Source organism: Streptomyces sp. NPDC110618, assembly GCF_055657065.1.
Genome location: NZ_JBVKBN010000028.1, coordinates 43988 through 61735, shown reverse-complemented (window position 1 = coordinate 61735; position 17748 = coordinate 43988). Strand labels below are relative to the sequence as shown.

Sequence of the window (17748 nt, the reverse complement as noted above, 5' to 3'; positions counted from 1 at the left end):
GGCGCCGAGTCTGCCAGCGCGACCGGACAGTTACGGTCCGCAATGCTCAACTCACAGAAGGACTAGGACAATTCGTTGTCACCTCGGTCAACGTCAGCGCTCGCTCAGGGCTTGTAGGGCAGCTGCGGCACCTCGAAGCAGTTCTTGTCCATCTCGCCCTGGGAGACCCAGCCGCGCCCGTCCTGCCAGCGGGCCACCGACAGACACGCCCGCCGGGTCTTCGGCGGCTCGGCGAGGTGCTCGAAATGCACCGGGAGCAGCAGGCCGTCGGCGGTGAAGCCCTGGCTGCGGCTCATCCAGCCGTCCACGCACGCGCGCGTGACGCCCTCGTCGGCGCAGGCCCGCGCCGCCTCGGTGAACCAGCGCGCCGCGGCCCACCCCTCCAACTGCCACTGCGAGTGGGTCTCCAGGCCCTCCGTCGCCTCCCGGAACTCCCGTACGGCCGGGTGGTCCGTGTCCTCGAAGTTGCGGCTGGAGCCGGTCGCCCACAGGGCGTTGCGGCAGCGCGGGGCGTCCTTGTAGTCGTCGGCGACCGTGGAGGTCCAGTTCTGCACGTTGGTCACCTTGGCGGTGATCTCCACGCCCGCGTCGTCCATGGCCGCGCACAGGCGGGCGTTGCCGTGGCTGTCGATGGCGTCGAAGACGAGGTCGGCGCCCTGCTGCTTCAGGTCGGCGGCGACGGCGCGGAAGTTGGGCAGCGCGAAGTCGACCTGCTCGGTGACGACCTTGTACCCCTCCGCCTTCAGCCCCTGCTCGACCAGGCGCGCGTAGGCGGCGGACGCGGACTGGTTGTACGAGACCACGGCGGCGGTGCGGGCGCCGTGCTCGCGCTTGAAGTACCGGTAGACCTCGGTGCCGCCGTACAGCTCTCCGTCCCAGCCGACCGTGCCCTCGCGCGGGGCGAGACTGCCGTAGATGCCGTACAGGTGCGGCCAGGTGTCGTAGGCGGCGCCGATGGGCTGGCCGCCGATGTCGGGCACGCGCGCGCGGGAGACCCGGGAGGCGCCCGCGTAGTCGAGGGCGGTGGTGGCGACCAGGGCGACGACCTCGTCCTCGTCGACGAGTTCGTGCACGCACTCGTTGTTGCCGACCCCGCTGCCGCCGTCGTCGCACAGCCGTACCTCGACCGGTCGCCCGTCGATGCCGCCGCGCGCGTTGAGGTGCTCGAAGTACGCCTTGGCGCCGTCGCGCGGTCCGGTGAAGGCGTTGCCGCCGACCGGGCTGGTGGCGCTGGTGATGATGCCGACCCGGATCGGCTCGCCCGCGGTCGACGGTGTCGTACGGTCCGGGCGGCTACCGTCCTCGAAGTCGCTCTCCGGCAGCCGGCTGCCGCAGGCCGCGCTCAGGGCGAGCAGCAGCAGCGCGGCCAGCGCCTCAGCAGCCCGGAACCGGCGACGCCGAGCCATTGCCGCTCAGTTGCACCAGCGCGCACAGGGTCTTCGCGGACACCTTCCAGGTGCCGTCCTGCTCCACGGCCGTCCCGGAGGCGTCCGGCAGGGCGGTGGCGCCGTTCAGGGTGAGGGTGTACGTCACGTCCGCCTCGGACGGCGAGGTGAAGGCGATCTCGGTGACCTGAGCGCCGACCTGGCCGCCGCGCTCGTCGCCGCTGAACGCCTGGAGCACCGGGGCCATCTGCTCGCCGTTCTCCAGGACGGTCTGCTTGTCCGCCATCGAGGTCTTCGGGTCGAAGAACTTCTGCCAGTTCTGCTTGATCTCCTGCTCCGCCGCGGCGGCGTCGGCGGGAGCGGTCGCCGGGGCGCTGGTCGTCCGTTCGACGGACGGGGTGGGCGGGGTGGATTCGCTTCCGCCTCCCTCGTCGTCGCTGCATGCCGCGAGCGCCGGGGCGAGGAAGAGCAGCAGGGCGGCCACGAGTGCCGTGCCGCGTCCCGTGTTCCGCCGACTGAGGTCGCTCCCGAGAACCATCTGGCTCACCACCGGGTGTCGGTCCGGGCCGGGTGCGCCCGGTGCTTTCAGGGTCAGCTCACAGAAGGCATAGTGCAAGCCATCGGCTGACATGGACAGACACACGACGTGTGAAGCCAGAGGAGCCCGACATGCGGACAGCCCGACTGCGGACCGTGCACCCCGTCCTGTGGGCGGGCTGGACCGCCCTCGCCGCGGGTGCGGTGCTGTGCGTGCTCGGCTGGTACGGCGTCTCCGGCGAGCGGTTCGCCGAGCGGCAGCTGCCCTACCTGGCCTCCTGCACGGTGCCCGGCGCGGCGCTGATCGTCGCCGGGGCGGTGCTGCTCACGCACGGGCGGTCCGCGCTCGCCGCCGCGCGCGTGGAGGAACTGTACGGCCTGCTGGTGGCCGCCGAACCGGTCGACGAGCGGTCGGGGCAGCAGGCGTCCGCGCCGCTCGCGGTGAGCGCGGACCGGCTGATGGTGCCCGGCGGCACGCTCTTCCACCGCGCGGACTGTCCGCTGGTGGCGGGCAAGGCGGAGGCCGTGCCGGTGGACGCGAAGCTGGTGCGCAGCGGCGAACTGGGCCCGTGCCCGATCTGCGAGCCCGCCGCGGCGGACGAGTGATGTCGTCCCTCACCTACGACCTCACCCTGGCCGGCCTGTCCGTCGGCAGCGCCGCCGCGCTCACCGGGATCGGCCTGGTCGTCACCTACCGCGCGACCGGCGTGCTCAACTTCGCGCACGGCGCCATCGCCATGGTGTGCGCGTACACGCTGCGGCAGTGCGTGGTGGAGTGGGGCTGGCCGCTGTGGGCGGGGGCCGCGCTGACCCTGCTGGTGCTGGCGCCCGCGATCGGCATGGTGCTGGAACGCTTCGTCTTCCGCCCGCTGTCCGTCCTCGGCAGCGATCCGGCGCAGACGCTGGTGGCGTCCATCGGGGTGTTCGTGCTGCTGGTGGGCGGCGCGGCGCTGCTGTGGGGGCAGGGGGCGCGGGACGACGCGCCGGAACTGCTCACGGACGCCGACCCGTGGGGGCAGCTCGCGGTGGTCCTGGTGCTGGCGGCGGCGGTCGGGGCGGTCGTGCGGTGGACGCGGTTCGGGCGGGAGCTGCGGGCGGTGGTGGACGACCGGCAGCTCGCGGTGCTCGGCGGGATCGACGCGGACCGGGTGGCGGCGGCGGGGTGGGCGTTCGGCTCGTTCACGGCGGGCCTGACGGGGGTCCTGCTGGCGCCGTACGTCCGGCTCGACCCGTACGGGCTGCCGCTGCTGGTGATGGAGGTCGTGGCGGTGGCGGTGGCGGCCCGGATGCGGAGCCTGCCGGTGGCGGTGCTGGTGGCGCTCGGGATCGGGGTGGCGCAGAGCCAGCTGACGCGGCTGCATCCGTCGGGCTGGCGCGAGCCGCTGCTCCAGGCGGTGGGCGCCAATCTGTTCGTGGTGGCGCTGCTGGTCGCCGCGCTGGCCCTCCCCCGCGTCGGCACCCGGGACGCGCTCCCGCGCACGGCCACCGCGCGGGTGCCCACTCCGCAGGGCGCCTGGACAGTGGCCGTGGTGCTGTTCCTGCTGCCCCTGGGCTTCGCGGGCTCGGACCTGCACACCTCGGTGCAGGTCCCGGCACTGGCCGTGGTCCTGCTCTCCCTGGTCGTGGTCACCGGCCGGGGCGGTCAGATCTCCCTCGGCCAGGCGGCGTACGCGGGCCTGGGCGCCCTCTTCACGGCCCTGCTGGCGGCGGGCCGCTTCCCGGGCCTGCCGCGCCTGCCGGAACTGGCGGCACTGGCCGTGGCGGTACTCCTGGTGGCGCCCCTGGGCCTCCTCACGGGCTGGCCGGCGATCACCCGCAGGGGCCTCGCCCTGGCCTTGGCCACCTTCGCAGTCGGCGTCGGGGTCAGCCGCTTCGTCTTCGCCCAGCCGTACGCCACGGCGGGCCTGTCGCTGGGCCGCCCGTCGGGCTTCGAGGGGGACCGCGCGTACTACGTCCTGGAGTTGGCGCTCCTGGCCACGGCGCTGCTCGCCACCTGGTACCTGCGCCGGGGCCGCATGGGCCGCGCCCTGGCGGCCATGCGCGACCACGAGGCGGGCGCGGCGGCCTCCGGCGTCCGGGTCCCCTCCCTCAAGCTCCTGGCCTTCGTCTCGGGCGCGGCCCTGGCCGCCCTGGGCGGCGGCATGCTCGGCATGGGCCTGCGCGCCTTCGACCCCGCCGCCTACGACCCCGTCCGGGGCCTGCTCTGGTTCGCCGCGATCATGGTCCTGGGCGCCGACAGCACCCTCGGCGCCCTGGCCGCCGCGGCCCTCCTGGTCGGCCTGGACGCAGGCACCCGCGGCGGCGTGGCCGCGGCCCTGATCGGCCTCCTGGCAGTCCTGATCGGCCGCTTCCCGGGCGGCCCGTACGAGGCCCTGCGCACAGCGGCGACCCGCCTGCGGGTACGCCCGTCGAGGGCGAGGTTGTCGGAAAGGGGGAGGGCGGTACGGGGCCTGCTGCGGGAGCGGACCGGAGGACGGGAGGAGGACGTACCGGAACGGCCGAGAGCGGCCGCGCTCCGCACATCAGCCCGCCTCGGAGCCGACTCGACACGGGCACCCAGGGATACGGCCGCGAAGCCCGCGCGCCCCCCGAACCAGCCCGCCACGGAGCCCGCACCGCCCCCGGAACAACCGGGCTCGGAGCCCGCGCCACCTCCGAACCAGCCGACCGCGCAACCCCCGCCGGCCACCCCCCACCCCGCAGCCGCCGACGGCGGGGCACCCCCACCAGGGCCACCCGCACCCGACCACGAAAGCCGCACGAGTGGTGCGGGTGGGAAAGCAGACCCGGCCGAAGGCCGGGTGCCCACCCTCCGGGCCCGCGGCCTGCAGGCGGCCTACGGCGGATTCAGGGCCCTGACCGGCGTCGACCTCGACGTACACCCCGCCCGCGTCACCGCCGTCGTCGGCCCCAACGGCGCCGGAAAAAGCACCCTGTTCCACTGCCTCGCAGGCACCCTCCACCCCACCCACGGCCACATCCACTACGGCGGCAGAGACATCACCCCCCTCCCCGCCCACACCCGAACCCGCCTGGGCATCGCCCGCACCTTCCAACAGCTCTCCGTCTTCCCGACCCTCACCGTCGCCGAGAACGTCCACGTAGGAGCGGAACAGGGCCGCACCAGAAACCCGGAAGCAGCGGAGCAGGCCCTGCGGCTCCTGGCCCTGGACGGCGACATCCGCAACGCCCCCGCCGCCGACCTCCCCACCGGCACCCTTCGCCGCGTAGAACTCGCCAGAGCCCTCGCCGGACAGCCCCGCGTCCTCCTCCTCGACGAACCCGCCGCCGGCCTGGACACCGCCGAGGTCACCGCTCTCACCCGCGTCCTGAAGGCCCTCGCGGCGGACGGCACCGCGATCCTCGTCGTCGAGCACGACCTCGACCTCGTCGCCGGCCTCGCGGATGTCGTCCACGTCATGTCCGCGGGCCGCGTCATCGCCTCCGGCCCCCCGGACCACGTCCTCGACGCACTCGGCGCCCAGGAGACCCCCGTATGACCCTCTCCCTGCGCCACGCGCGCGTGCGCTACGGCCCGTTGGAGGCCCTGCACGGCATCACGCTGGCCGCCCCCTCCCCCGGCCTCACCGTCCTGCTGGGCCGCAACGGCTCCGGCCGTACGACGGCACTGCGCGCCCTGGCCGGAACGGTCCCGCTGTCCGCGGGCGCGGTGGTGTGGGACGGCGTCGACGTGACCCGCGTACCGGCGTACGAACGCGCCCGCAGGGGCCTGTGCCTGGTCCCGGAGCGCCGGGCCGTCTTCGGCTCGCTCACCGTCCGGGAGAACCTCGAACTCACCGCCCGCGCCTACGACAGGGCCCTGGACGCCTACCCCCGCCTGGCGGGCCTGCTCGACCACCGCGCGGGCACGCTCTCCGGCGGCGAGCAGCGGATGCTCGCCCTGTCGAGGGTGCTGCTGGCCCGCCCGCGCGTGGTGCTCGTCGACGAGGCGGCGCAGGGCATGTCACCGGCGGTCGCGGCCCGTACGTACGAACTCCTCGCCGCGCTCGACGCCTGTGTCGTCCTCGCCGAGCAGCGGCTGCCGCCCGCCCTGCACCAGCGCCCGGCGCTCGTCTACGAACTGCGCCGCGGCGCCGTGGTGTTCAGCGGCGAGGCGGCCGAGCTCAGAACCGCTCCAGGGGCGGCCCGAAGACCGCCCCGGAGCGGGCCGCGCCCTTGGGGATGACGAGCAGCATGCCGGGCTTGATCCGGTTCGGATCGGCCCCGATCGTCTTCTTGTTGGCCTGGTAGAAGGCCGGCCAGCCGCCCTTGACCTTGTACTTGCGGGCGATCGAGGAGAGCGTGTCACCGGACTTGACGGTGTGCATCCGGCCCTTGAGCCCGTACCGCTTGGAGCACACGGGCCAGGCACCCCAGCCCTGCACGGCCAGGACCTCCTGCGCGACGGCGATCTGCTGGGCCTTGGTGGCGAGATCGGCGCGCGGGGCGTACTTCAGACCGCCGAACTCCTCCCACGTGGGCTGCCAGAACTGCAGTCCGCCGTAGTAGCCGTTGCCGGTGTTGATGTGCCAGCGGCCGCCGCTCTCGCAGTCGGCGATGCAGCCCCAGGGCCACCCCTGCTTGGCGCAGGCGTACGGCGGTGCCGCGGCGTGGGCGTCGCCGGGGGCGAGCACGGGGAGCAGTGCGGCGGCGAGGGCGAGGGTGACCGGCGTGCTGATCATCGGACCACGCTAAGCAGCCCGCCGCGTGCCGCCGCTCCGCCGCGTCGGTGTGGCGCGGGGCCCCACCCGGTCGGCGGACCGGCGGGCGGGGCCCCTGTGCCCGGTGAGGGGGAGTCGCGTCAGATGCGAAGACGCTGACCGGGCACGATCAGATCGGGATCACCGCCGATGACGGCCCGGTTGGCGGCGTACAGCCGCTGCCAGGTGGTCCCGTGCCGGGCGGCGATGCCGCTCAGGGTGTCGCCCTGCCGGACGATGTGGTCGCCGCGGGACGCGCCGCGGTCGGTGTGGCCGGTGGAGCGCTCCGGCGCCTTCGACGGAGCGGCCTTCGGCGGGGTCCCGTTGGACGGGGCCGCCTTGCGGGGCTTGGGCGCGGTGTTGGCCGCCGGCGCGGCGGGCACGCTGCCGTACGCCCCGGCGCGGGCCGAGCAGGTGGGCCAGGCCTGCCAGCCCTGCGCGCGCTGCACCTTGGCGGCGACGGCGATCTGCTGGGCCTTGGTGGCCCGGTCGGCGGTGGGCGCGTAGGCCGTGCCGCCGTAGGCGTTCCAGGTGCTCGCGGAGAACTGGAGTCCTCCGTAGTAGCCGTTGCCGGTGTTGATGTGCCAGTTGCCGCCGCTCTCGCACTGGGCGATGCGGTCCCACACTCCCGCGTCCGCCGCGGCGGCCTGGCCGGTGGCGGCCAGCAGTCCGAGCGGGGCGAGCAGCGCGGCCCCGGCGAGGGCCGCCGTCGTACGCGCCCTACGGGCGTGGTCGCGGGTGGTATCGGCACATTCGGACATGGAGTCCCCTCCCGACTGACCCGGGCTCCCCCAAGGCCGGGCGCGTTCCGCGCGCTGGGTCGCGGTGGTCGCGCCCCGCCCCGTCCGCCGGTGGGGTCGTACTGAGGACGTGCTGTGGTGCGGCCGGCGGACGTACCCGAGCGGTGCTCCGTGCACACGGCGGAGGAATGTAGGGAGGGTGACGGCCCGGCATCAACCAACTCCTTGTCATTCCTGGCCAGTTCGCCGTTACCGCGGGTATCAGCGAATTCCGGCCACCCACTTCATTCCCTGATTTCATGATTTGTCGACCAGTTGTTTCCGTGATCTGTGAGTCACTTCACGCAACCAACTGCCTTGACGTGTCATCGACTTGACCAGGAGTACCGGATTCCGCGGGCGTGGTGACCGTCCGCGACGGATGGTTCGATTCCGTTCGCCCTGGTGCGTGACTCCCGCCACAGATCCGGCGTTGTCTTCTTCATGAGCCCGGGACCCACCCGGATCACGGGCCGGGAGCCACCCGGCCGCGCCACGTACCACATCCCGAGGGAGCCACCCGTGCCGCGCATGCTCGACGTCAGCGACGAGGTACGCGCCGAGATCGGCGACGAAGAAGCCGACCGGCTGCTCGCCGGAGACAACGCCCCCGGCAGTTACGACTGCACGTCCTGCCGCACTCCGGGCGACTCCGCCCAGGAGCGCACCAGCACCGTGCTGTTCGTCGGTGACGAGACCGCCGTGCTGGCCTTCGCCCACGCAAGCTGCCTGCCCTCCCAGGTCGTTCAGGTGACCGAGGAACAGCTCCAGGGGGCCGTCCGGTCCATCACCGGCGACAGCGTCGGCCTGGAGCCCGACAAGGTCGTTCCCGAGCAGGCGGTGCTCGGCGTCACCAGCGGACTGGTGCTGATCGCCGGGGAGTTGCACCCGGCGCTGGTCGTGGAGCCGACCGCGCCCATCGTCCGTCCCGGCTCCACCGCCGCGGGCGACGACTTCCTGCCGCTGCTCATCGAGCAGGGCTTCATGCCGCTCACCGCGATCGAGTCGGTGCCGCCGGTGCTGCACGGCTGGTCGGTGCTGCTCGCCATGGGGCAGCTGCACGCGGTGCTCCAGCCCAGTGCCAACGGCGGTCAGCCGGTGGCCTGGTGGCAGGCACACCAGCCGCTCCAGGTGACCGAGGGGTGGCGTACCGCGGCCAACAAGCACCAGCAGGTGCTGATGTTCGCGGCGCCGGTGGGATCGATCGGGCGGCAGCCGCGGGAGGACCTGCTGCGGGACGCGCTCGACAAGGCGGCGGCCAACGGGAAGTTGGTCGCGTGCGCGCTGCCGCTGGCCGGAACGTGAGCGCCTGAGGGGTGGGGGTGCGTGTGGGTGCAGCGTGTACGGGTCGTTCGTGGCCTGTCGCGCAGTTCCCCGCGCCCCCATACGCACGTCCTCTGACCGCATCCCTTGATGTGCCCGGTCGTTTGGACATACGTGCACGCATACGATGTTTCTCCATCGGCCACGCCGATCTACGACGCGCTCTACGCCGAGTACGTCAAGTCCTTCCGTACGCTGCCGGGTGACCGCAGCGGCGAGGAGGGCCTGGGGTTCACCGCCTTCGGGAACATCCCGCGCAGTACGGGCTCCTACGGCGGACACCGGCCGGGTTCCTTCAGCAGCTCCTACAGCGCCTACAGCGCGGGCGCGCACACCGCCCGGCAGTCGCAGTGGCAGCGCGTGGGACACATCGGACCGCAGGCGTCCGGCACCACGCACGCGGCCCTGCAACCGGTCCCCCGCGGAAACATCTGAACATCGAAGAGGGCGGCCCCGAGCGGGGCCGCCCCTCTTCGATGTCGTACCGGCTACTTCTTCCTGCCACGCTTCTCGCGGACCCGGACCGAGATATGGATCGGGGTCCCTTCGAAGCCGAACTCCTCGCGCAGGCGGCGCTCGATGAAGCGCCGGTAGCCCGCCTCGATGAAGCCGGAGGCGAAGAGCACGAACCGCGGGGGCTTGGTGCCCGCCTGGGTGCCGAAGAGGATACGGGGCTGCTTGCCGCCGCGGATGGGGTGCGGGTGGGCGGCGACCAGCTCGCCGAGGAAGGCGTTCAGGCGACCGGTCGGGACCCGGGTCTCCCAGCCCGCGAGGGCGGTCTCGATGGCCGGGACCAGCTTCTCCATGTGTCGGCCGGTGTGCGCCGAGACGTTCACCCGGGGCGCCCAGGAGACCTGGCCCAGCTCGGTCTCGATCTCCCGCTCCAGGTAGTAGCGGCGCTCCTCGTCGAGGGTGTCCCACTTGTTGTAGGCGAGGACCAGGGCGCGGCCCGCCTCGACGGCCATCGTCACGATGCGCTGGTCCTGCACGGAGATGGACTCCGAGGCGTCGATCAGGACGACCGCGACCTCGGCCTTCTCCACGGCGGCGGCGGTGCGCAGCGAGGCGTAGTAGTCGGCGCCCTGCTGGAGGTGGACCCGCTTGCGGATACCGGCGGTGTCGACGAACTTCCAGGTGACCCCGCCGAGTTCGACCAGCTCGTCGACCGGGTCGCGGGTGGTGCCCGCGAGTTCGTTGACGACGACGCGCTCCTCGCCCGCCACCTTGTTCAGCAGCGAGGACTTGCCGACGTTCGGGCGGCCGATCAGGGCGATGCGTCGCGGGCCGCCGACGGCGGTGCCGAAGGTCTGCTCGGGGGCGTCCGGCAGCACCTCCAGGACGGCGTCGAGCATGTCGCCGGTGCCGCGGCCGTGCAGCGCGGAGACGGGGTGCGGTTCGCCGAGGCCGAGGGACCACAGGTAGGCGGCGTCCGCCTCGCCGCTCGGGCCGTCCACCTTGTTGGCGCACAGCACGACGGGCTTGCCGGCCTTGCGCAGCAGCCGTACGACGGCCTCGTCGGTGTCGGTGGCGCCGACCTTGGCGTCGACGACGAAGACGACGGCGTCGGCGGCCTCGATGGCGTACTCGGCCTGGGCGGCGACGGAGGCGTCGATGCCGAGGACGTCCTGCTCCCAGCCGCCGGTGTCGACGACCTTGAAGCGCCGCCCGGCCCACTCGGCCTCGTAGGTCACGCGGTCCCGGGTGACGCCGGGCCGGTCCTCCACGACGGCCTCGCGGCGCCCGATGATGCGGTTGACGAGGGTCGACTTGCCGACATTGGGGCGGCCGACGACGGCGAGGACGGGCAGCGGACCGTGGCCCGCCGCCTCGATGGCGCCCTCGACGTCCTCAAGGTCGAAGCCCTCTTCCGCGGCGAGCTCCATGAACTCCGCGTACTCGGCATCGCCCAGTGCTCCGTGGTCGTGCGCCTCGCCCGAGCCCTCGGAGGGGATCTGGTCGTTCATGAAGTCCGTACCTCGTTCAGTGTGGTGATCGGTGGATCTCCCGGTTCGCCGGTTGATCCACTACTCAGTGTCGCCTAGCGGCCGGTCAGCCGCCTGGCGTTTTCCAGGTGCTCGGTGAGCTGCTTCTGGATGCGCTCGGTCGCCTCGTCCAGCGCCTTGCGGGTGCGCCGTCCGCTGCCGTCGCCCGCCTCGAAGGGGTCGCCGAAGACGACGTCGACGCGGGAGCGCAGCGGCGGCAGCGCCTTGACCAGGCGGCCGGGCCTCTCGGAGCTGCCCAGGACCGCCACCGGCACGATGGGCGCGCCGCTGCGCACCGCGAAGTAGGCGAGCCCGGCGCGCAGCGAGGCGAAGTCGCCCTCGCCCCGGGTGCCCTCGGGAAATATCCCGAGGACGCCGCCGCTCTCCAGGACACCGAGCGCCCGGGTGATGGCGGTGCGGTCGGTGGAGGTTCGGTCCACCTTCAGCTGGCCGATCCTGGTCAGGAAGGGATCCAGCGGCCCGACGAACGCTTCCTTCTTGATCAGGAAGTGGGCGGGCCGGGGCGCCACGCCCATGACCATGGGACCGTCGACGATGTGGGAGTGGTTGACGGCGAGGATCGCCGGACCGGCGGCCGGCACCTTCCAGGCGCCGAGCACCCGGGGCCGCCACAGCCCGTACATCAGACCGACGCCGATGCACCGTCCGACCTCGGCGCCGCGCTCGGAAGGCAGCTCGGTCACTTCCCGGCCCGCTTCTCCTCGACGAGGGTCACGACGCACTCGATGACCTGCGGCAGCGTCAGCTCGGTGGTGTCCACCTCGACCGCGTCGTCGGCCTTGGCCAGCGGCGAGGTCTTACGGGAGGAGTCCGCCGCGTCCCGCTTGATCAGGGCCTCGCGGGTGGCGTTGACGTCGGCGCCCTTCAGCTCACCGGTGCGCCGGGCGGCGCGGGCCTCCGGGGAGGCGGTGAGGAAGATCTTCAGGTCGGCGTCGGGCAGCACGGTGGTGCCGATGTCCCGGCCCTCGACGACGATGCCGTCCACCGCGGCGGCCGCGATGGACCGCTGCAGCTCGGTGATCCGGGTCCGCACCTCTGGCACCGCGCTGACCGCGCTGACCTTGGAGGTGACCTCCTGGGTGCGGATCGGGGCGGCGACATCGGTGCCGTCGACGTGGATCGTGGGGTTCGCCGGGTCCGTACCGGAGACGATGTCCGGCTTACCGGCCGCGGCGGCGATCGCGTGCGGGTCGTCGATGTCGATGCCGTTGGTCACCATCCACCAGGTGATCGCCCGGTACTGGGCGCCGGTGTCCAGGTAGCTCAGGCCGAGCTGCGCCGCGACGGCCTTCGACGTGCTCGACTTGCCCGTGCCGGAGGGGCCGTCGATGGCGACAATCACGGGCTTGGCGGCGCCGTTTTCCACGGGGGGACACCTTCCTGGTGCGGTGCGAGGGGGTGAGCGGGACGCGAGCACGCCCCGCACAAGGTTACTGGGTGCGCGTCACTCGTCCGGACGCGCGCCTTTCAGGAGGGGCCCGTCCCCTTCAGCCCGTCCGGCGTTTGAGGACGAGGCCCGTCCGCCCCCAGCCCGTCCGGCGTTCGAGAACGAGGCCCGTCCGCCCCCCAGCCCGTCCGGCGTTTGAGGACGAGGCCCCTTCAGGGCCGAAGCGGGGGTCTGGGGGCGGCAGCCCCCAGGGACGGGAACGGGAAGGGGCGGCGGGGGCGAGAAAACCAGGGCCACACCCCACCCACCGTCACTGCCGGATCGCCCACCCCCGCTCCCGCAGCGCAGCGGTCAGCACAGGCACCGCGTTCGGCTCGACCATCAACTGCACCAGACCAGCCTGCTGCCCCGTCGCATGCTCGATCCGCACATCCTCGATGTTGACCCCGGCCCGCCCGGCATCGGCGAAGATCCGCGCCAGCTGCCCCGGCTGGTCGTCAATGAGCACCGCAACCGTGTCGTAGACCCGCGGAGCGGACCCGTGCTTGCCCGGCACCCGCACCTGCCCGGCATTCCCCCGCCGCAGCACGTCCTCGATGCCCGCGGCCCCCTCACGCCGCTTGGCGTCGTCGGAGGACTGCAGGGCCCGCAGCGCCTGCACCGTCTCGTCGAGATCGGCGGAGACGTCCGCGAGGAGGTCGGCCACCGGCCCGGGATTGGCGGAGAGGATGTCGATCCACATACGCGGGTCGGAGGCCGCGATCCGCGTCACGTCCCGAATGCCCTGCCCGCACAGCCGCACGGCGGCCTCCTCGGCGTTCTCCAGGCGCGCGGCGACCATGCTGGAGACCAGGTGCGGCATGTGGGAGACGAGGGCGACGGCGCGGTCGTGGGCGTCGGCGTCCATGACGACCGGCACCGCGCGACAGTGCGAGACCAGCTCCAGGGCGAGGTTCAGCACCTCGGTGTCGGTGTCCCGGGTAGGGGTCAGCACCCAGGGCCGCCCCTCGAAGAGATCGGCGCTGGCGGCCAGCGGCCCCGACTTCTCGCGGCCGGACATGGGATGCGTACCGAGGTAGCACGACAGGTCCAGGCCGAGCGCCTCCAGCTCCCGGCGCGGCCCGCCCTTGACGCTCGCCACGTCCAGGTAGCCGCGGGCCACCCCGCGCCGCATGGCGTCGGCGAGCACCCCGGCCACGTGCGCGGGCGGGGCGGCGACGATCGCGAGGTCCACCGGGCCCTCGGGGGCCTCGTCGGTCCCGGCGCCGAGCGCGGCCGCCGTGCGGGCCTGCTCCGGGTCGTGGTCGGCGAGGTGGACGACGACGCCCCGGCTCACCAGAGCAAGCGCGGCGGACGTACCGATCAGGCCGGTACCGATGACGAGTGCGGTTCTCACTGGGCGATGTCCTTGCGCAGAGCGGCGGCGGCGCCGAGGTAGACGTGGGCGATCTCGGAACGGGGCAGGTCGGACTCGATGTGCGCGAGCAGCCGGACCACCCGGGGCATGGCGCCCTCGATGTCCAGTTCCTGCGCGCAGATCAGCGGGACGTCCACGATGCCGAGCTTGCGGGCGGCGGCAGCGGGGAAGTCGCTGTGCAGGTCGGGCGTGGCGGTGAACCAGATGCTGATCAGGTCGTCCGTGGTCAGGCCGTTGCGTTCGAGCACGGCGGTGAGCAGGGCCCCGACCCGCTCCTCCATGTGCCCGGCCTCGTCCACGTCGAGCTGGACGGCGCCCCGGACCGCTCGTACCGCCACGGTTTGGCTCCCTTGCTGCGGATCGACTCTGTGCGCATCCAGCGTAGTTCCCCCGGAGGTTCCTTCTTCCTCGGCGGTTTCAGTGCCAAGATGCTGTTGATCCAGGTCTATACCGTTTGCGACCCATTTCGGAGTGACGCCATGACCCACCGTCCGAAGCGGCGCACGATCCTTCTCGCGACGGGCGCGGCGGCAGTCGCCGTCGGCTGTGGCGACTCGGGCGGCGACGACAGCGGTTCCACCGAGCAGACCGCCGAGATCGCGGAGACTCCCGGGACCGGCGAGACGGGGCAGAAGACCGGTTCGCCCAAGGCGGGCGAGGAGCTGGCCACGACCGACGAGATCCCGGTCGGCGGCGGCAAGATCTTCCGGGACGAGAAGGTCGTGGTGACGCAGCCCGAGGAGGGGCAGTTCAAGGCGTTCTCGGCGATCTGCACCCATCAGCAGTGCATCGTGGCGAACGTCGAGGGCGGCACGATCAACTGCACCTGCCACGGCAGCAGGTTCAGCATCACGGACGGCGCGGTGGAGAACCCGCCCGCGACCCGGCCGCTGCCCGCGGAGAAGATCGCGGTGGACGGAAATTCGATCCGTATGGCGTGATCCGCCCCGTACGCTGCGGGCCATGCACCCCGAGACCCTGGTCCGCGACCACACCGTCTACGCCTGTGTCATGGGCTCGCGCGCCTTCGGTCTGGCGACTCAGGGCAGCGACACCGACCGGCGGGGCGTCTTCCTCGCCCCCACTCCCCTGTTCTGGCGCTTCGAGAAGCCGCCCACGCACATCGAGGGCCCGGCGGAGGAGCAGTTCAGCTGGGAGCTGGAGCGGTTCTGCGAGCTGGCGCTGCGCGCGAACCCGAACATCCTGGAGTGCCTGCACTCCCCGCTGGTGGAGCACATCGACGACACCGGCCGGGAGCTGATCGGCCTGCGCGGCGCCTTCCTGTCCCGGCAGACCCACACCACCTTCGCCCGGTACGCCGTGGGCCAGCGCAAGAAGCTGGAGGCGGACGTCCGCAACCACGGCGCCCCGCGCTGGAAGCACGCCATGCACCTGCTGCGGCTGCTGATGAGCGTCCGCGATCTGCTGCGCACCGGCGAGCTGGTCCTCGACGTGGGCGAGCAGCGCGGGCCGCTGCTGGCGGTCAAGCGCGGCGAGGTGCCGTGGCCGCGGGTGGAGTCCTGGATGAACCGGCTGGCCGAGGAGGCCGAGCGGGCGGTGGACCGCAGCCCGCTGCCGGCCGAACCGGACCGGCGGCGGGTGGAGGACTTCCTGGTCCGCGTCCGCCGGGCCTCAGCGCTCCAGCCGTATCCGTACGACGAGGTCGTGCAGGGCGTCGTACCCGGTGGGGGCGTCGGGCAGGGCTGAGGCGGCCTGGGCCTCGTCCAGTACGCCGTGCAGCCGCTCCACGTCGGCTGCCACGCGCGCGTGGTCGACACCGGCGTCCCCGTGTTCCCGCTCGGCCTTGGCGGCGATCAGGTCGGGCAGGTAGGCGGGCGCCTCGGGCACCTCGCCGAGCAGGGTCGGCAGATGGGCCTGCACCTCGCCGGAGCGCATCAGGTGGGTGCCGGTGAGCAGGACCCGGAAGGTGTAGAGCAGCGGCTTGAGCTCGCCGGTCTTGTCGAAGAGCCGCCACTGGGTGCCCGCGAAGCCCCGGTAGTGGTGGGCGTGGTGGCGGGTGACGACGCCGGGGGCGAGCGCGGACAGTTCGCGGTGCGCGTCGGTGGTGTGCACGACGAGTGGGGAGAGCAGCTGCTCCAGGACGTAGCCGTTGCGGCGGAGCATCAGCCGGACGAACTTGCGCAGGTCGTGGGTGACCAGGTCCATCTCGACGCCGTCCCGGTCCCACATCCGGGACCGGGTCTCGGCCGGCTCGCGCAGCCCGACGAGGTCGGCGGCGGGCAGCAGGTGCACCCCGCGCAGGTCCACGTCGGAGTCGCGGGACGGGAAGCCGTAGAGGTGGGCGCCGGAGACCGTCGCGAACAGCACCGGGTCGGGCTGTTCGGCGACGACGGGCGCGAGGTCGATGTCCAGGGCGTCGAGCATCCGCTAAGCGTCCCAGAGGGCTCCCAGGGCGATCAGGTCGCCCCGGTACTCGATGCGGTCGGCCCACTCCGTCGGCCAGGCGTCGACCCCGTGGTACGCGCCCGCGAAGGCGCCGGTCAGGCAGGCGATGGAGTCGGAGTCGCCGGAGGAGCAGGCGGCCCGGCGCAGCGCCATGACGGGGTCGTCGACCAGCAGCAGGAAGCACAGCAGCCCGGTGGCCAGGGCCTCCTCGGCGATCCAGCCCTCCCCGGTGGCCAGGCACGGGTCGGTCTCCACCGACCCCTCCCGCACGGCCTGCTGGAGCCGTTCCAGTACGCCCAGGCACTCGTCCCAGCCGCGCGCGATGAAGTGCTCGGGGCTGGGGTCCTGGCCGCGGGTCCACAGGTCGCCGAGCCAGGTGTGGTGGTAGCGGGTGCGGTTGTCCAGGGCGTACGAGCGCAGCAGTCCGACCAGTCCGGTCGGCTCGGCACCCTGGGCGAGCAGCCGTACGGCGTGCGCGGTGAGGTCGGAGGCGGCGAGCGCGGTGGGGTGGCCGTGGGTGAGGGCGGACTGCAACTGGGCGGCGCCGGCGCGCTGTTCCTCGCTGAGTCCGGGGGCGAGGCCGAGGGGGGCGACGCGCATGTTGGCGCCGCAGCCCTTGGAGCCGATCTGGCTGGCGTCCTGCCACCGGCGGCCCTCGGCCTTGAGCAGGTCGCAGGCGACGAGGCAGGTGCGGCCCGGGGCGCGGTTGTTCTCGGGCGACTGGTACCAGTCGACGAACTCCTCGCGCAGGGGCCGCTCCAGCCGCTTGGGGGCGAGCACGCCTCTGTCCATGGCGGTGCGCAGTGCCTTGCCGACGGCGAGGGTCATCTGGGTGTCGTCGCTGACGATGGCCCGCCCCGGCAGGTCCAGCTCCCGCCAGGGCCCGAACTTGGCGAGGATCGAGGGCACGTCGTTGAACTCGGTCGGGAAGCCCATCGCGTCCCCGAGGGCGAGGCCGATCAGGGAACCGGTGGCGGCGAGCTTGTGCGTACGGGCGGTCATGTGGCGGGTCCTTCCGGGGCGGGCCGGAGCAGCGGCGGGTGGAGGGCGGTGGCGGTGCCCGCGCGGTAGAGCGCGGCGGGTTTGCCGCGCCCTCCGGTGAGCCGGGAGGCACCGGCGACCTGTTCGACGAACCCGGCGGTGGCGAGCACCTTGCGCCGGAAGTTGGGCCGGTCCAGGGCGGTGCCCCAGACGGCCTCGTAGACCTGCTGCAGCTCGCCGAGGGTGAACTCGGGCGGGCAGAAGGCGGTGGCCAGGCAGGTGTACTCCAGCTTGGCGCCGACGCGTTCACGGGCGTCGGCCAGGATCCGGTCGTGGTCGAAGGCGAGGTCCACGGCCTTGTCGTACGGCACCCAGCGGGCGTCCGCCGCGTCGCTGCCGCCGTGCGCCTCGGGGGCGTCGGGGAGCAGCGCGGTGAAGGCGACCGAGACGACCCGCATCCGGGGGTCGCGGTCCGGTTCGCTGTAGGTGCGCAGTTGCTCCAGGTGCAGCCCGGTGACGTCGGTCAGCCCGGTCTCCTCGGCGAGTTCGCGGCGGGCGGCGGTCTCCGCGGCCTCGTCGGGCTGGACGAAGCCGCCGGGCAGCGCCCACCGTCCGGCGTACGGATCCTGTCCACGCTCCACGAGGAGGACACGCAGGGTGCCGTCGCGGATGGTGAACACGGCGAGGTCGACGGTGACGGCGAAGGGTTCGTAGGCGTGCTTGTCGTAACCGGGCATGTCGGTGCCGCTCATGGGAAAGACCCCCACCCCCTTTAATAGTCACCACGACTATAAAGGGGGTGGGGGTCGGTCACAACCTCTTGGGGACCG

General features: G+C 72.8%; 19 protein-coding genes. 7 read left to right on the top strand and 12 right to left on the bottom strand.

Going from position 1 to position 17748, the window contains the following annotated elements; all coding sequences use genetic code 11:
• Positions 1–104: 104 nt before the first annotated feature.
• Together ACZ7L7_RS33535 and ACZ7L7_RS33530 are read right to left on the bottom strand one after the other, a co-directional pair.
• Positions 105–1406 (bottom strand): ABC transporter substrate-binding protein, encoded by a 1302-nt coding sequence (locus ACZ7L7_RS33535; RefSeq protein ID WP_472077843.1) that lies wholly within the window; start codon positions 1404–1406, stop codon positions 105–107.
• Positions 1375–1923, bottom strand: coding sequence for an MTB12 C-terminal domain-containing protein (locus ACZ7L7_RS33530; protein ID WP_453601586.1), 549 nt, complete (start codon positions 1921–1923; stop codon positions 1375–1377). Before ACZ7L7_RS33530 ends, ACZ7L7_RS33535 begins: the two co-directional genes overlap by 32 nt.
• 131 nt (positions 1924–2054) lie before the next feature.
• On the opposite strand from ACZ7L7_RS33530, the gene ACZ7L7_RS33525 reads away from it, so the two are divergent.
• The 3 genes from ACZ7L7_RS33525 to ACZ7L7_RS33515 are packed head-to-tail and all read left to right on the top strand — an operon-like array spanning position 2055 to position 6108.
• Positions 2055–2528, top strand: coding sequence for a hypothetical protein (locus tag ACZ7L7_RS33525; RefSeq protein ID WP_453601583.1), 474 nt, complete (start codon positions 2055–2057; stop codon positions 2526–2528).
• Positions 2528–5422 carry a branched-chain amino acid ABC transporter permease/ATP-binding protein gene (locus ACZ7L7_RS33520; protein ID WP_472077849.1) on the top strand — a complete coding sequence of 965 codons (2895 nt, stop codon included), beginning with the start codon at positions 2528–2530 and terminating at the stop codon, positions 5420–5422. Before ACZ7L7_RS33525 ends, ACZ7L7_RS33520 begins: the two co-directional genes overlap by 1 nt.
• Positions 5419–6108 carry an ABC transporter ATP-binding protein gene (locus tag ACZ7L7_RS33515; protein ID WP_471593181.1) on the top strand — a complete coding sequence of 230 codons (690 nt, stop codon included), beginning with the start codon at positions 5419–5421 and terminating at the stop codon, positions 6106–6108. The genes ACZ7L7_RS33520 and ACZ7L7_RS33515 overlap by 4 nt, the downstream gene beginning before the upstream one ends.
• On the opposite strand, the gene ACZ7L7_RS33510 is transcribed toward ACZ7L7_RS33515, so the two are convergent.
• Both ACZ7L7_RS33510 and ACZ7L7_RS33505 read right to left on the bottom strand, forming a co-directional pair.
• Positions 6047–6604 carry a LysM peptidoglycan-binding domain-containing protein gene (locus ACZ7L7_RS33510; RefSeq protein ID WP_285511642.1) on the bottom strand — a complete coding sequence of 186 codons (558 nt, stop codon included), beginning with the start codon at positions 6602–6604 and terminating at the stop codon, positions 6047–6049. The genes ACZ7L7_RS33515 and ACZ7L7_RS33510 overlap by 62 nt on opposite strands.
• A gap of 119 nt (positions 6605–6723) precedes the next feature.
• Positions 6724–7383 carry a LysM peptidoglycan-binding domain-containing protein gene (locus ACZ7L7_RS33505; RefSeq protein WP_472077842.1) on the bottom strand — a complete coding sequence of 220 codons (660 nt, stop codon included), beginning with the start codon at positions 7381–7383 and terminating at the stop codon, positions 6724–6726.
• A gap of 540 nt (positions 7384–7923) precedes the next feature.
• Here ACZ7L7_RS33505 and ACZ7L7_RS33500 point away from each other — a divergent pair.
• Positions 7924–8706, top strand: coding sequence for a hypothetical protein (locus ACZ7L7_RS33500; RefSeq protein ID WP_285511644.1), 783 nt, complete (start codon positions 7924–7926; stop codon positions 8704–8706).
• 132 nt (positions 8707–8838) lie between these two features.
• On the top strand, positions 8839–9159 hold the full coding sequence (locus ACZ7L7_RS33495; protein ID WP_453601575.1) for a hypothetical protein: 321 nt from the start codon (positions 8839–8841) through the stop codon (positions 9157–9159).
• 53 nt (positions 9160–9212) lie between these two features.
• Here ACZ7L7_RS33495 and der read toward each other — a convergent pair whose 3' ends face one another.
• The 5 genes from der to aroH all read right to left on the bottom strand — a co-directional run bounded on the left by der (position 9213) and on the right by aroH (position 13869).
• A complete protein-coding gene (gene der, locus ACZ7L7_RS33490; RefSeq protein WP_285511646.1) occupies positions 9213–10688 on the bottom strand; it encodes a ribosome biogenesis GTPase Der in 1476 nt (491 codons plus the stop codon).
• Positions 10689–10762: 74 nt separating this feature from the next.
• Positions 10763–11410, bottom strand: coding sequence for a lysophospholipid acyltransferase family protein (locus ACZ7L7_RS33485; RefSeq protein ID WP_472077841.1), 648 nt, complete (start codon positions 11408–11410; stop codon positions 10763–10765).
• Entirely contained in the window at positions 11407–12093 is a 687-nt protein-coding gene (gene cmk, locus ACZ7L7_RS33480; RefSeq protein WP_285511648.1) for a (d)CMP kinase, read from the bottom strand. The genes ACZ7L7_RS33485 and cmk overlap by 4 nt, the downstream gene beginning before the upstream one ends.
• A 331-nt stretch (positions 12094–12424) precedes the next feature.
• Positions 12425–13510 (bottom strand): prephenate dehydrogenase, encoded by a 1086-nt coding sequence (locus ACZ7L7_RS33475; protein ID WP_285511649.1) that lies wholly within the window; start codon positions 13508–13510, stop codon positions 12425–12427.
• Positions 13507–13869: a chorismate mutase gene (aroH, locus tag ACZ7L7_RS33470; protein WP_285511650.1), complete on the bottom strand. Its 363-nt coding sequence runs from the start codon at positions 13867–13869 to the stop codon at positions 13507–13509. The genes ACZ7L7_RS33475 and aroH overlap by 4 nt, the downstream gene beginning before the upstream one ends.
• A gap of 141 nt (positions 13870–14010) precedes the next feature.
• Here aroH and ACZ7L7_RS33465 point away from each other — a divergent pair, with 141 nt between their 5' ends.
• Together ACZ7L7_RS33465 and ACZ7L7_RS33460 are read left to right on the top strand one after the other, a co-directional pair.
• Entirely contained in the window at positions 14011–14472 is a 462-nt protein-coding gene (locus ACZ7L7_RS33465) for a Rieske (2Fe-2S) protein (protein WP_453605484.1), read from the top strand.
• Between the two features lie 22 nt (positions 14473–14494).
• On the top strand, positions 14495–15238 hold the full coding sequence (locus tag ACZ7L7_RS33460; RefSeq protein WP_453605486.1) for a nucleotidyltransferase domain-containing protein: 744 nt from the start codon (positions 14495–14497) through the stop codon (positions 15236–15238).
• On the opposite strand, the gene ACZ7L7_RS33455 is transcribed toward ACZ7L7_RS33460, so the two are convergent.
• The 3 genes from ACZ7L7_RS33455 to ACZ7L7_RS33445 are packed head-to-tail and all read right to left on the bottom strand — an operon-like array spanning position 15164 to position 17670.
• Positions 15164–15916, bottom strand: a complete 753-nt coding sequence (locus ACZ7L7_RS33455) for a nucleotidyltransferase domain-containing protein (RefSeq protein WP_453605488.1) — start codon at positions 15914–15916, stop codon at positions 15164–15166. The genes ACZ7L7_RS33460 and ACZ7L7_RS33455 overlap by 75 nt on opposite strands.
• 3 nt (positions 15917–15919) lie before the next feature.
• Positions 15920–16939 carry an ADP-ribosylglycohydrolase family protein gene (locus tag ACZ7L7_RS33450; protein ID WP_471430304.1) on the bottom strand — a complete coding sequence of 340 codons (1020 nt, stop codon included), beginning with the start codon at positions 16937–16939 and terminating at the stop codon, positions 15920–15922.
• Positions 16936–17670 (bottom strand): NUDIX hydrolase, encoded by a 735-nt coding sequence (locus tag ACZ7L7_RS33445; protein ID WP_285511655.1) that lies wholly within the window; start codon positions 17668–17670, stop codon positions 16936–16938. Before ACZ7L7_RS33445 ends, ACZ7L7_RS33450 begins: the two co-directional genes overlap by 4 nt.
• Between the last annotated feature and the right edge of the window lie 78 nt (positions 17671–17748).